This window comes from Pseudomonas sp. LBUM1641 (assembly GCF_059716235.1).
Window position 1 is genome coordinate 2,337,029 of the sequence record NZ_CP166815.1, and the last position, 12,204, is coordinate 2,349,232.

Consider the following 12,204-nt stretch of genomic DNA (forward strand, 5'->3'; position numbering starts at 1 on the left):
CTCCCACATTTATCTTTGCTGCCTTGAATAGTGTTAGGCGACGTTCTGCTCGGCCGACCAGTTGGCGTACCACTGGCGGAACAGCGCGTACTGATTCTCGGCATAACGACGCTGGGCATCGCTGAGGGCATCGGTCTCGTTGAAGTGCAGGGTGTATTCCTTGTCGCCGTTGAGCACCATCAGATGTTTATAGAACAGCACCAGGTCGCAGCCTTCGTCGAAGGACGACAACACCGCCAGCGCCGACTCCAACTCCCGTGCCTGGCGGCGCGCGGTGGCGTCGCCCTTGGCGGCTTTCTTGCTCAGGGCCACCAGTTGCAGGACTTCCCGTGGCAGCGCGTTGCCGATGCCGGTGATTGCGCCAGTGGCGTTGCAGTTGACGAAGCCGTGGACCACCTGGGTGTCCACGCCGACCATCAAGGTCACGGCATCATCTTTGGAGGTGATGTGTTCGGCCGCGTAACGCAGGTCTGCCGCGCCGCCGAATTCCTTGAAGCCGATCAGGTTCGGGTACTCGCGACGCAGCTCAAAGAACAGATCGGCGCGGGTGGCGAAGCCGTAGTAAGGGCTGTTGTATATCACCGCCGGCAGGTTCGGCGCCGCCTTGAGGATGGCCGCAAAGTGATCCTTCTGTGCCGTCGCCGAGGCGCCACGGGACAGCACGCGCGGGATGACCATCAAGCCATGGGCACCGACCTTCGCCGCATGCGCCGCGTGGGCCACTGCTTCACGGCTGTTGACCGCGCCGGTGCCGACGATGGTCGGTACGCCGGCGGCCACCAGGCGCGCCACGCCTTCCTGGCGCTCGGCTTCCGTCAGCAACGGCCAGTCGCCCATGGAGCCGCAGTACACCACCGCGCTCATGCCGATATCGATCAGTTCGCGGCCCTTGGCGACCAGTGCGTCAAAGTCCGGTTTGCGCTCGGCAGTGCACGGGGTCATCAGGGCGGGGATGCAGCCGGTGAAGATCTTGGTATTCATGGTTTCAGCTCCAGTTTGATTGAAGGGGCGGGGGCGGTTCAGATGCCCCACGCGAAGGGATCCTGTTCGTCGATCAGCAAGGTGCTGTCGGCGGTCATGTAGGCGCGGCCGGTGATGGAAGGGCGTACACGTTCGCCTTCCCATTCGTAGCTGCCTTCGAATTGGCTGCCGGTGATGCTGGCTTGTATCCAGGGCTCACCGGCGGCGAGTTTGCCGTCGGCCGCCAGGCACGCCAGTTTGGCGCTGGTGCCGGTGCCGCAGGGCGAGCGGTCGTAGGCTTTGCCCGGGCACATGACGAAGTTGCGGCTGTCGGCCTGGTCGTCGTCGGCGAACAGTTCGATATGGTCGATCAGCGCGCCTTCTTCACCGTAAATGCCCTGGGCCTCAAGGGCCTTGAGCATCGCCCAGGTGTAATCGGTCAGGGCTTCGACGTTGTCCATTTGCAGCGCTTGCCCGTGCTCGGAAACCAGGAAGAACCAGTTGCCGCCCCAAGCGATATCGCCGTAGACCCGACCATGTCCAGGCACCTCCACCGGTACCTGTTGGCGATAGCGGTAGGCAGGCACATTGCGCAACGTCACCGCGCCGTCGGCGTGCAACGTGGCGCTGACCGGGCCCACCGGCGTGTCGATCTTGTGCACGCCCGGTGCGATCTGCCCCAGGTGATGCAACGAGGCAACCAGGCCGATGGTGCCGTGGCCGCACATGCCGAGGTAGCCGGCGTTGTTGAAGAAAATCACGCCGCAGGTGGCATCGGCCGAGACCGGCGCGCAATACAGCGCGCCCACCAGTACATCGTTGCCACGGGGCTCCAGCAGGCACGCCCTGCGCCATTGGTCATGCTGGGTGCGCAGGTCGTCGAGCTTGTCGACCATGCTCTCGCCGGCAAGCGTGGGGAAACCTGTCATCACCAGGCGCGTGGGTTCGCCGCCGGTGTGGGAATCGATGATGTGAACTCGTTTCATAACAGTGTCCATTCAGGGGTGGGCTGATGTTCAGGAAGCCAGCTGCACGCGGCCGATGTCGGGCTCAGGCACTTCACTTTCGTCATCTTCGGTTTCCAGGCGAACCAGATGCGCCGGCACGCCGGTGGCCACGCCCCAGTAATAAATCCCCAGTGCACAAGCGGCGACGACTACGGTGTCGAACGGATGGCTGAGGATGCCCAGGCCACCAAAGCTGCCGAGCTTCGACAGGATGATGGTCACGGCGTAGAAGCCGATCAGCCACGCAGAGGAGCGAACCTGGCGGCCGAGGCTGAGGTGCAGGGTCGGCACAAAACGGCCGCACAGCAGGTACACCACAAACATCAGGATTTGCAGGCCGAGCAGCCACGACACAGTGCTCCAGCCCGACCAGTAGACGATCAGCGCGGCGATGATGAACGACAGTGGGCCGAGCACACCCATCCACTTGACCCGGAACGGGCGCGGCAGGTCAGGCGCATTGCGGCGCAGTGCGGCAACGGACACCGGCGCCACGGCGTAGCTCAGCACCAGTGCGGCGGACACCACGTTGATCAGCGCTTCCCACGACGGGAAGGGCAGGGTCCAGAACACCGACAAGCCAAAGGTCAGCCACAGCGCCGGGCGCGGGATGCCGGACTTTTCGTCGATGCGCGTGAAGATCTTGAAGAAGGTCCCGGTTTGCGCCCAGCCGTAGATCACCCGCGGCGTGGCGTTCATGTAGATGTTGCCGCAACCGCTGGGGGAGATCACCGCGTCGGCCACCACCAGGTAAGCCAGCCAGCCCACACCCAGGGCGAGGGCGATATCGCGGTACGGCAGGGCCAGTTCCTTGGCGACGCCGGCCCAGCCGTTCGCGAGCATTTCGGTGGGAATGCCGCCGAGGAATGCGGTCTGCAACAACACGTAGATTGCGGTAGAGAGCAGCACCGACAGGATCAGCGCAATCGGAATGGTGCGTTGCGGGTTTTTCACTTCGCTGGCCACCGAGATGATCGGCGTCAGGCCCAGGTACGCGAAAATCACCCCGCCGGCGGACACGGCCATTTCAATGCCCGACAGGCCGAACGGCGCGAAGCCCTGGGCGTGGAAATTTTCCGGTTTGAAGAAGGTGAACAGCACGCCGATCACCAACAACGGCACGATGAACTTGAACACGCTGACCAGGTTATTGGCCATGGCGAAGGTCTTCACGCTGCGGTAGTTGAGGGCGAAAAACAGCGAGAGCAGCGCAAACTGCACGAACCAGCCGAGGACGGTGGGGTTGCTGGAACCCGCCTGCGTCAACTCGGGAAACCAGGCCGCGGCGTATTGGCGCGAGGCGACCACTTCAATCGCCACCAGGCTCGAAAACGCGATCAGCGTGATAAAGCCCATCAGGTAGCCCAGCAGCGGGCCGTGGGAGTAGACCGGATAGCGCACCACGCCGCCGGCGCGGGGCAATGCCGCCCCCAGTTCGCAGTACACAATGCCCAGCAGCAACACGGCGAACCCGCCCAGCAACCAGGAAAAGATCCCCGCCGGCCCGGCGATGGCAGAGACGTGACTGGCGGCGAACAGCCAGCCCGAACCGAAGATCGCTCCCAGTCCGATAAAGGTGAGGTCGATCAATGAAAGCTGTTTCTTGAACTTGCCTTGGGCTGACATGGCGGCGCCTTCTTGTGGGTTATTGGATAGGCATGCAGTGGCCATACAGTGAACCCATCAACGGCGAGGCGATTGATGTTTTGCGCAGGCTGACATGACGAAATCAGCACAGTTTCGAGCGCTCGACATGCCGGCGCCCATGCGGCAATCTGCTCGCCAGGCACCGCCCGCCGGGCGCCTGGCCTGGCCGCTGAATGCAGGAGAAAGCGTCATGATGCAGAGCGCGTTCGCGACCCTTTGCCAAGGGAGCGACACCAATCGCCCGCACACCATCGAAGAATTACTGGCCGGCGTGGGGCTGTTGTTGCCGATGCTGGACGTGATTCCGAATGCCGCGATTTTTATCAAGGACGTGCAGGCGCGCTACGTATTGGCCAACCGCACCTTGGTGCAACGGTGCGGGTTGAAGCACTTGCAACCGCTGCTGGGGAAAACCAGCGCCGAGGTCTTTCCCGCGCAGTTGGGGCCCGGCTATACCGAACAGGATCGACGGGTGCTGGAGCAGGGATTTGTCCTGGAGGACCAGCTGGAATTGCACCTCTACGGCACCCGCGAGCCGGGTTGGTGCCTGACGCACAAATGGCCGCTGTACAGCCGTGACGGTGCGATCATCGGCCTGGCGGGCATCTCGGTCGACCTGCAAACCGCCAGCGAAACCCACCCGGCCTATCAACGGCTGGCGGCGGTGGACGAGCACATCCGGGCGCATTTCAATCGGCGTGTCACCCTGGGTGAATTGACGCGGATTGCCGGGATTTCAGTGGCGCAACTGGAGCGCTACTGCAAGCGCGTGTTCCACCTCACGCCGCGCCAGATGATCCAGAAGGTGCGCCTTGAGCATGCACACCGACTGCTGCATACCCAGCTGCCGATCACTGAGGTCGCGTTGCAGTGTGGGTATACCGACCACAGTGCGTTTACCCGGCAGTTCAAGGCGTTGACCGGGTTTACGCCGCGCCAGTATCGGCAGGTGACCAGTGTGCGGTGATGTCTAATTGATATTGTCTGGGTACAATCGCCCAAGGCCAACGCCGGCCGGGCTGTTTTACAGGGAGGTTTGTCTTTGAAAAAGATCTTGTTGGCGCTGTGCTGCAGCTTGAGTGCCGGTTGTGTAGGTTTCTATCAACAACCTGCCGCCACTGCGCCCCACGCAACGCTCGAAGCCATCCAGGGACCTAACACCCTGTTGAACGGTGGCGTCCAAATGTATTGGGCCTACTACGATCCGGGCTGCAACGATACGGCAGAAACCGGCGTGCTCGGCACTCGCAAAGGCGAGGTCAGCGAGCGGTTTTTACTGATCCCCGATCGACGGATCTACGTGAATGTCATGAGCAGCGGTGGTGCCAACAAGGAGGGCACCAACGCTCTTCGCAGTTGCGCAAACCTGGTCAGTTTTATCCCTGCCGTTGGCGCGACTTATCAAGTCATCCAGTCCGTGCCCGTGAGTGGCTGTGTGGCGGATATCACCGACAAAACTACCGGGCGCTCGCCTGATTCGTTCAGAAGAGAAGCGGTCGTGGGTGGGTGTTCGCCTTGACTCAGTAGGGCTGCGTCACCTTGGTAATCACTGGCCGGCCTTCAACGTTTCAAACATCGCCTGCGCCGCCAGCGCATGAACCTTGCGCGTCGGGTGCCATTCATCCCAGTAGTAATGCGCATCCGGGTTTTCACACACCGGTTTCACGTCCGGATAGGTGTATTGGCAGGGCGTATCCAGGTCTTTCAACCCCGCCACCTGGGGAGCCGCGCGCAGCTTGTCGCTGAACGCCACGTGGTCGAAGTAGCTGATGCTGACCTGATGCGCTTTAGCCAAAGTGCTCAGCACCACCGGCAGTTTTTGTTCCAGTACCTGCTGGTGGTTTTTCGCGTTCTCGACTTGATTGCCCTGCACCACGGCTGGCACGTGACTCAAATCCGTGGTGCCCACTACCATCACGTGTTTTGCGCCTGCTGTAATCAGTGTCTCGGTGGCTTTCTGAATATTTGCCACGCTGTTCTGGCTGAGCACTGAAACCGACTCTGGGTGCGAGAAGTCGGCCCATTCAAAAAAGTCGTTGGCCGAGATGAAAATGAAATACAGCGCCTTCGGGTCGGCTTTGTGTGCCTTGGCGGACTTCAGATAGTCAGCGATTTGCCCGGCAACACCGGTGTCTCGGGCGGGCTCCATCCAGGCGTAGTAGTTGCCGTTGCCACTCTTGGCGCCGCCCACGGCGTAGTCGGTCAAGGGTGTTTTCAGGGCTTGTGCCAGGTTCTCGACGGCGGTCGGGCCATTGCTCCAGCGGCCTTTCCAATACAGCGAACCGGGCAGTTCCTGGGCATCCTTGACCTTCTGCGCGGCCAGGGTTTTGGTGAAGTGCTCACCCGCACCGTTGTCGGAGTAGCTGTCACCGAATGCATACAGGTGATCGTAGCGGGGGGCGCCAAAGGCGGTGGAGGCGGTCAGTACCAATAGAGCGGCCAAGCAAGCGCGTAGAGTCATTGGAAATCTCCCGGGTGGTGCTCCAAGAGTACTGGCGGTGAAGTGCATGCCCACGGGCGGTTGCGACCTGTGTGTAGCTGAGGGCGCAAAGACTGTCCTGTATGCGACAGGTGGCTATCGCTGGTAGTGTCCGCAGAATTGGGCATTCACATCAGGAAGATTGAGATGGCATCAGCGATAGAGTTGTCTTTTGACGTTACGGAGCAAGAGCGCCAGGCCATCCTTCAGCCGCTGAGGGCATACAACATCAGCCAATGCGGCGAGAACCCGTTCGAAACCTTCGGGCTGTTACTGCGTGATCCCGCCAGCCAGGAAGTGGTAGGCGGCCTCTACGGGAAAATCTCCTATGGCTGGATGTTCGTTGAGCTGTTGAGCGTGCCGGAATCGCTGCGCACCCAAGGCATGGGCTCGCGGCTGATGCACGCGGCTGAGGAGCTGGCACGAGAGAAGGGCTGTGCGGGGATCTGGCTGGACACCTTCAGCTTCCAGGCGCCCGGGTTCTATCGGAAGCTGGGCTTCAGCGAGTTCGGGCATATTGCCGACTACCCGGCAGGGCACACGCGTCACTTTTTCCAGAAGCACCTGGGCTGAGGGCTAGCGGGTCACCGACCGCCACGTGACCAAGCCGTCCAGCCCCTGGTCGGACTTCAAGTACCTGAGCACGTTCTGCGCCTGGGCCTTCTCTTCAAACGGGCCGACAAAGGCGTGAGGCGGCTCATCGAGCACGGTGGGCACATCGAGCGCTCGCAGTTGCGCAACCAGTTCGCCAAACGCGTTGTCGTTATCTGCGGTAAGGCGCACCACCCAGCCGCTGCGATATTTCAGGGCGATAGGTTCCACCGCGGCGCCACAGAGTTTGCATTGCGCGGCGGTTGCTTTGATCGGGCTTTCACACGCGGGGCACGGGCGCAGGTCCTCGTGTACCAGGGCGTCCACACCGGTCTTGGGAACGCGCGGCATCAGCAGGAGGGCGATCAGGGGGACCACCGGCACGAACAGCCCAATCGCAAACCATCTTGGCCCTGACCTGCCGCGCTGACTGGCCAGGTAGGCAGTCACAACGGTGAGTGCCAGCCATAGTGGAATGTAGATGCTCATTTTTACGTCCTTGTGTTGATTTAGCGGGAACGATGCTTGAACCTCCCGCCGTCTGGCAAGCGATGACTGCCAAATGCCCTCTAACGCTTCAAACACCCACAAACTTTATTGGATTGCAGCAACAATTTTTCTTGTTGGACACCTCCCTCCCCAAGCAGCAAAGATGCGGCCACTGACGCTCGACCTTCCAGGTCAACAATAAAAAATCGAGCCGGGCTGCACGCCGTTTTCTTGCAGTGAACCCTTTGTTCACTACCTGCTTTACTGGCGCCGCAGCGCGCACTTAAGGACCTCACCACCATGCAAACTGTTGTGAACCTATGGCCGCTGATTGGCGTACTCGTCATCGTGGTCGGCTTTGTGTTGCGCTTCAATCCGCTGTTGGTCGTCACGGCGGCAGCGATTGCCACCGGGTTTGCCGCCCACTTCCCGCTGGAAAAGATCCTCGCCACCATGGGCGACGGCTTCCTCCAGACCCGCGCCTTGCAATTGATCCTGTTGTTGCCCCTGGCCGTCATCGGCTTGCTGGAGCGCCACGGCTTGCGCCTGCATGCGCAAAACTGGATCGCGCGTTTTGAGCGGGCCACGGTCGGGCGCTTGCTGATCATCTACCTGTTTGTGCGTGAATCCACTGCGGCCATGGGCCTGACGAGCCTGGGCGGGCACCCGCAAATGGTGCGCCCGTTGCTGGCGCCGATGGCGGAAGGCGCGGCGGAAAAACGCTATGGCAAACTTCCCGACAAGCTTCGCCACAAGGTCCTGGCCATGTGTGCCGCGACCGACAACGTCGGGCTGTTTTTTGGCGAGGATATCTTCGTCGCCTTTGGTGCGATTGCGCTGATGCACACCTTCCTGCTGGGTTCGGGGATTGATGTCGAGCCTCTGCACATTGCGGTCTGGGGCATCCCGACGGCGATCTGCGCCTTCATCATTCACGCCATCCGCTTGCACCGCTTTGACCGAATGCTGACCCGAGAGCTGTCACCGGCCAAGCAAGCGGAGGCGGCGCAATGATCATTTCCATTGAATACCTGTACTGGCTGGCCGGCATTCTGTTGGTGATCACCTCCGGGATGATCCTGATGGATCGCACCCACCCCAAGCGCTGGTCGAGTTCGTTGTTCTGGCTGCTGTTTGCCATTCCGTTCCTGGTGGGGGAGCGTTTGCCCTCGGTGGTGGTCGGCGTGGGCGTGGTGGTGATGGCAGTCATCGCGGGCCTGGGCGGCGTAGGCCGCGGCGCGCATGCCCAGTTGCATGACAAGGCCGCACGGGCCAGCGCTGGTCGCCTGGGGCATAAATTGTTTATCCCTGCATTGGCCATTCCGTTGACCACGGTGATCGGCTCGGTATTACTCAAACACACCGAGATCGGCGGCGTGCCGCTGCTGGACCCGAAGAACACCACCTTCGTGTCCCTGGGCATCGGCTGTCTGATTGCACTGGCGCTGGCCTGCTGGCTGACGCGGGACACCCCGGTGCAAGCCCTTCGCGAATCCCGACGCCTCACCGAAGCACTGGGCTGGGCGATGGTGCTGCCGCAGATGCTGGCGATGCTCGGGCTGTTGTTCAACGAAGCGGGCGTGGGCACGGCGGTTGCGCACATCACCACCACCTACATCAACCTGGATTACAAGCTGGTAGCGGTGATGGTGTATGTGCTGGGCATGGCACTGTTTACCGTGATCATGGGCAATGGCTTTGCGGCCTTCCCGGTGATGACCGGCGGCGTGGGTGTGCCGGTGCTGGTGGGCATCTACGGCGGCAACCCGGCGGTGATGGCTGCCATCGGCATGTTCTCCGGTTACTGCGGTACGCTGATGACACCGATGGCGGCCAACTTCAATATTGTCCCGGCGGCGTTGTTGGAGCTGCCGGATAAAAACGCGGTCATCAAGGCACAGATGCCGACGGCGTTGATGATGCTGGTGGTGAATATTGTCCTGCTCTACCTGCTGATGTGAGGCTGTAATGCGCACTGTATTGCTGACGGGTTTCGAACCGTTTGACCAAGACCTTATCAACCCATCCTGGGAGGCGGTACGCCTGTTGGAGGGTGTGCAGTTGGGCGCTGATGTGCGGATTGTCGCGCGGCAGTTACCCTGCGCCTTTGCCACGGCGGGCGAGCGTCTGGCTCAGCTGTTGGCCGAACATCGCCCGCAGATGGTCATTGCTGTCGGGCTGGGCCCCGGGCGCAGTGATATTTCCATCGAGCGGGTCGCGATCAATCTCAACGACGCGCGGATTCCGGACAACCTGGGTCAGCAACCTATCGACACAGAGGTGGTGCCCGGCGGCCCTGCGGCCTACTTCGGTACCTTGCCGAGCAAGGCCATGGTGAGGGCCGTGCGCGAAGCCGGCATTGGGGCCAGCGTGTCGCAAACCGCCGGCACTTTCGTGTGCAATCAGGTGTTCTATCTCTTGCAGCACGCGCTCGCCGGGTCAGCGGTACGCAGCGGTTTCATCCATGTGCCGTGGTTGCCGGGGCAGGTGGTGGGCCGTATACCCGAGCCGGCCTCGATGGCGTTGCCGATGCAGGTTGAGGGCTTGCGGATTGCGCTGCTGACCGCCTGGAATACCCAGGTGGATATCACTGAAGCGGGTGGGCAAGTCAGCTGAGGTTTTCCGCTTCGCGTCCCGGGAAAAACAACGCGAAGCACGTCACACCGTCCTCGCTGCTGACGCTGTAGCGCCCGTTGTGCAACTGCATGATGGTCGCGACGATGGACAGCCCCAACCCGTTGGAATGCGCCGATCGCTCCCGGGATTCATCCACCCGATAAAACCGCTCGAACAACCTTGGCAAGTGCTCCGCCGGGATGGTCGCCCCATGGTTGGTCACCGTCAGGCTAATGCCTTCGGCGCTGGGTGTGGCCTGGATCAGCAGTTCAGAACTTGGCGCTCCATATTTGATGGCGTTGGCGCACAGGTTGGCCAGGGCACGGCGCAACAGCATCGGTTCGGCCCAGATCACACCGGTGCCCTGGGCGAGGATGCTGATGTCGACATCGCCCGCCGGCCCTTCGAAGTAGTCGGCCATGCGCTCCACTTCATCGGCGGCATTCAGTTCCTGGCGTTGGCGCAAGGCGCTGGCGGGGTCGGTGCGGGCCAGGAACAGCATGTTGTCGAGCATGCGCGCCAGGCGTTCAAGCTCTTCGACATTGGAGGCCAGCAGTTGCTGATAGGCCTCGACGCTGCGGTGTTGTTGCAACGCCACCTGGGTTTCCCCCAGCAAGTTATTGATGGGCGTGCGCAGTTCGTGGGCCATGTCGGTAGACACCTGACCCAATTGCACAAAGCCCTTGGCCAGGCGTTCGAGCATGGTGTTGAACGAATCAATCATCGGCAGCAGTTCTTTGGGTGCGCCCTGGCTGTCGAGGCGCGCGGCGAGGTTGCCGACGCCGATGCCCTTGGCATGCACCGCCAGGCGCCGCAAGGGCAGCAGGCCGCGATGCACCATCAGGTAGCCGACCACCGCCAGTACCAGCGCGGCGATGCTGGCGAGCACATAGACACTCAGCCGGTAGCTGGCGAGCACGGCGGTGCGCTCGGTCATCAGGCGCCCGGTGGTGACTTGCAGGCTGCCCAGGTCGCCGGAATCGATGGTGGCGGCCAGCATGGAGAAGGGCACTCCGTTGACGCCAGGCAAATGCTGCACATCGGCGAAGTCCAAGGCATGGTTCCTGGGTACCGGTGTCACGGCGGGCATATTGATGTTGCCGGGGTTCACCTCCAGCAACGGCTTCTGCCCCGGCGCGGCGATGCTCAGCACCGATTCACGGTTGCCCAGCATGTTCTGGAACAGCTCTGGCTTGGTCTTGATCAGGTCCAGGGTGTTGCTGTCGTTCAGCAGATTGCGCAGTTGGTCGACGCGATAAATCAACGCGGCGTCATCGCGGCGGATCAGTTCGCGCTCAAGCTCGCGGTACAGCGCCACACCGAGGGTCGCCAGCAGGGCGAACGCCAGCAAGGCAAAGATCAGCGCCAGGCGCAGTGTCAGGGAGTAATGCCGAGGCTTGCTCATGGCTGCGTATCGAAGCGGTAGCCGATGCCGCGCACGCTGTGGATCAGCTTGAGCTGGAACGGGTCGTCGATTTTCAGGCGCAGGCGGCGCACGGCCACGTCGACCACATTGGTGTCGCTGTCGAAATTCATGTCCCACACCCGCGAGGCGATCAGCGAGCGCGACAGCACCTGGTCCTGGTGGGTGGCAAATAAGTGCAACAAGGCGAACTCCTTGTTGGTCAGGGTGATGCGCACGCCGCCGCGGGTGACGCGGCGCTTGAGCACGTCGATCTGCAGGTCGGCGATCTGTAGTTGTTCTTCTTCACGACTTGGTCCGCGCCGGGTCAGGGTGCGCAGGCGCGCCACCAACTCGGCAAAGGAAAACGGCTTGATCAGGTAATCGTCGGCGCCCAGTTCCAGGCCTTTGATGCGGTCGGCAATGTCGTCCCGGGCGGTGAGGAACAGCACCGGGGTGTCGGCCTCCTTGCGCAGGCGGCGCAACACTTCCCAACCGTCCATTTTCGGCATCATCACGTCCAGCACGATCACGTCGAACGGGGTTTCCAGGGCCTGGTGCAAACCGTCCACACCGTCGCGGGCGAGGCTCACGGAGTAGCCCAGTTCCTGCAGACCGTTAAGCAGGTAGTTGCCCGCCTTGGGCTCGTCTTCGACTACGAGGATATTCATGGGAGTTGCCCTGGTGATGTGCCGGTCGTTCGTGGCGCAAGTGTAGCCCGATCAATTGTCATTGGGGCAGCCGATGCCCTGTACCTGATAGTCCAGCACGTGTTCGCGGCCCTGGCTGTCGAGGTAGTCGAGGCGGGCGGGGACGATGCCGCACTGGCCGTAGGTGTCGGTGCTCGACAGCACTTTGGCCACGTCCATGTGCATGAAGAAGCCGGGCGTGTCATGGATCACCGAGGTAGCGGCAGTGGTACCGGCAAAAGCCGAGCCGGTGGCGAGGAGGGCAGCAAAGCCGAGGATAAACAGTTTCATGGCGGTATCTCTCTTTAAGGGTTGGCTGCCGGT

General features: G+C 61.8%; 14 protein-coding genes. 6 read left to right on the forward strand and 8 right to left on the reverse strand.

Translation table 11 applies throughout. The annotated features are described in order from the left end of the window. Positions 1-33 precede the first annotated feature (33 nt). The 3 genes from ACA046_RS10765 to ACA046_RS10775 are packed head-to-tail and all read right to left on the reverse strand — an operon-like array spanning position 34 to position 3,593. Positions 34-981, reverse strand: a complete 948-nt coding sequence (locus ACA046_RS10765) for a dihydrodipicolinate synthase family protein (protein ID WP_459027583.1) — start codon at positions 979-981, stop codon at positions 34-36. Between the two features lie 38 nt (positions 982-1,019). Next, on the reverse strand, positions 1,020-1,946 hold the full coding sequence (locus ACA046_RS10770; protein WP_497676448.1) for a 4-hydroxyproline epimerase: 927 nt from the start codon (positions 1,944-1,946) through the stop codon (positions 1,020-1,022). 30 nt (positions 1,947-1,976) lie between these two features. After that, positions 1,977-3,593, reverse strand: a complete 1,617-nt coding sequence (locus ACA046_RS10775) for an APC family permease (RefSeq protein ID WP_167665162.1) — start codon at positions 3,591-3,593, stop codon at positions 1,977-1,979. Positions 3,594-3,804: 211 nt separating this feature from the next. Here ACA046_RS10775 and ACA046_RS10780 point away from each other — a divergent pair, with 211 nt between their 5' ends. Continuing rightward, positions 3,805-4,581, forward strand: coding sequence for a PAS domain-containing protein (locus tag ACA046_RS10780; protein WP_459027589.1), 777 nt, complete (start codon positions 3,805-3,807; stop codon positions 4,579-4,581). Between the two features lie 75 nt (positions 4,582-4,656). Next, positions 4,657-5,133 (forward strand): hypothetical protein, encoded by a 477-nt coding sequence (locus ACA046_RS10785; RefSeq protein WP_459027591.1) that lies wholly within the window; start codon positions 4,657-4,659, stop codon positions 5,131-5,133. Between the two features lie 27 nt (positions 5,134-5,160). Here ACA046_RS10785 and ACA046_RS10790 read toward each other — a convergent pair whose 3' ends face one another. Beyond that, entirely contained in the window at positions 5,161-6,075 is a 915-nt protein-coding gene (locus ACA046_RS10790) for an SGNH/GDSL hydrolase family protein (protein WP_459027593.1), read from the reverse strand. Positions 6,076-6,240: 165 nt separating this feature from the next. Here ACA046_RS10790 and ACA046_RS10795 point away from each other — a divergent pair, with 165 nt between their 5' ends. Continuing rightward, positions 6,241-6,666 carry a GNAT family N-acetyltransferase gene (locus ACA046_RS10795; RefSeq protein ID WP_459027595.1) on the forward strand — a complete coding sequence of 142 codons (426 nt, stop codon included), beginning with the start codon at positions 6,241-6,243 and terminating at the stop codon, positions 6,664-6,666. 3 nt (positions 6,667-6,669) lie between these two features. Here the strand turns inward: ACA046_RS10795 and ACA046_RS10800 are convergent, their stop codons facing one another. Next, a complete protein-coding gene (locus ACA046_RS10800) occupies positions 6,670-7,173 on the reverse strand; it encodes an SPOR domain-containing protein (RefSeq protein ID WP_497676449.1) in 504 nt (167 codons plus the stop codon). A 300-nt stretch (positions 7,174-7,473) separates the two neighbouring features. Between ACA046_RS10800 and ACA046_RS10805 the strand changes: the two genes are divergently transcribed. From ACA046_RS10805 to pcp, 3 genes are read left to right on the forward strand one after another with little or no spacing between them, the layout of a single operon-like run. Next, a complete protein-coding gene (locus ACA046_RS10805) occupies positions 7,474-8,187 on the forward strand; it encodes a DUF969 domain-containing protein (RefSeq protein ID WP_017478822.1) in 714 nt (237 codons plus the stop codon). Next, on the forward strand, positions 8,184-9,134 hold the full coding sequence (locus tag ACA046_RS10810; protein WP_076014626.1) for a DUF979 domain-containing protein: 951 nt from the start codon (positions 8,184-8,186) through the stop codon (positions 9,132-9,134). Before ACA046_RS10805 ends, ACA046_RS10810 begins: the two co-directional genes overlap by 4 nt. A gap of 7 nt (positions 9,135-9,141) precedes the next feature. Next, positions 9,142-9,789, forward strand: a complete 648-nt coding sequence (pcp, locus tag ACA046_RS10815) for a pyroglutamyl-peptidase I (protein ID WP_497676450.1) — start codon at positions 9,142-9,144, stop codon at positions 9,787-9,789. Here pcp and ACA046_RS10820 read toward each other — a convergent pair. Genes ACA046_RS10820 through ACA046_RS10830 form a run of 3 tightly spaced genes read right to left on the reverse strand, consistent with a single transcriptional unit; the run spans position 9,782 to position 12,171 of the window. After that, on the reverse strand, positions 9,782-11,194 hold the full coding sequence (locus ACA046_RS10820; RefSeq protein WP_497676451.1) for a heavy metal sensor histidine kinase: 1,413 nt from the start codon (positions 11,192-11,194) through the stop codon (positions 9,782-9,784). The genes pcp and ACA046_RS10820 overlap by 8 nt on opposite strands. Beyond that, positions 11,191-11,862, reverse strand: a complete 672-nt coding sequence (locus tag ACA046_RS10825) for a heavy metal response regulator transcription factor (protein ID WP_063031680.1) — start codon at positions 11,860-11,862, stop codon at positions 11,191-11,193. Before ACA046_RS10825 ends, ACA046_RS10820 begins: the two co-directional genes overlap by 4 nt. A 51-nt stretch (positions 11,863-11,913) precedes the next feature. Continuing rightward, positions 11,914-12,171: a DUF2790 domain-containing protein gene (locus ACA046_RS10830; protein WP_169387664.1), complete on the reverse strand. Its 258-nt coding sequence runs from the start codon at positions 12,169-12,171 to the stop codon at positions 11,914-11,916. Positions 12,172-12,204 lie beyond the last annotated feature (33 nt).

Excerpts from the sequence above, each read along its gene's own strand:
- ACA046_RS10810 (WP_076014626.1), top strand. The coding sequence starts at position 8,184 with ATGATCATTTCCATTGAATACCTGTACTGGCTGGCCGGCATTCTGTTG.
- ACA046_RS10825 (WP_063031680.1), bottom strand. The coding sequence starts at position 11,862 with ATGAATATCCTCGTAGTCGAAGACGAGCCCAAGGCGGGCAACTACCTG.
- ACA046_RS10795 (WP_459027595.1), top strand. The coding sequence starts at position 6,241 with ATGGCATCAGCGATAGAGTTGTCTTTTGACGTTACGGAGCAAGAGCGC.
- ACA046_RS10800 (WP_497676449.1), bottom strand. The coding sequence starts at position 7,173 with ATGAGCATCTACATTCCACTATGGCTGGCACTCACCGTTGTGACTGCC.
- ACA046_RS10790 (WP_459027593.1), bottom strand. The coding sequence starts at position 6,075 with ATGACTCTACGCGCTTGCTTGGCCGCTCTATTGGTACTGACCGCCTCC.
- ACA046_RS10830 (WP_169387664.1), bottom strand. The coding sequence starts at position 12,171 with ATGAAACTGTTTATCCTCGGCTTTGCTGCCCTCCTCGCCACCGGCTCG.
- ACA046_RS10805 (WP_017478822.1), top strand. The coding sequence starts at position 7,474 with ATGCAAACTGTTGTGAACCTATGGCCGCTGATTGGCGTACTCGTCATC.
- ACA046_RS10820 (WP_497676451.1), bottom strand. The coding sequence starts at position 11,194 with ATGAGCAAGCCTCGGCATTACTCCCTGACACTGCGCCTGGCGCTGATC.
- ACA046_RS10780 (WP_459027589.1), top strand. The coding sequence starts at position 3,805 with ATGATGCAGAGCGCGTTCGCGACCCTTTGCCAAGGGAGCGACACCAAT.
- ACA046_RS10770 (WP_497676448.1), bottom strand. The coding sequence starts at position 1,946 with ATGAAACGAGTTCACATCATCGATTCCCACACCGGCGGCGAACCCACG.
- ACA046_RS10775 (WP_167665162.1), bottom strand. The coding sequence starts at position 3,593 with ATGTCAGCCCAAGGCAAGTTCAAGAAACAGCTTTCATTGATCGACCTC.
- pcp (WP_497676450.1), top strand. The coding sequence starts at position 9,142 with ATGCGCACTGTATTGCTGACGGGTTTCGAACCGTTTGACCAAGACCTT.
- ACA046_RS10765 (WP_459027583.1), bottom strand. The coding sequence starts at position 981 with ATGAATACCAAGATCTTCACCGGCTGCATCCCCGCCCTGATGACCCCG.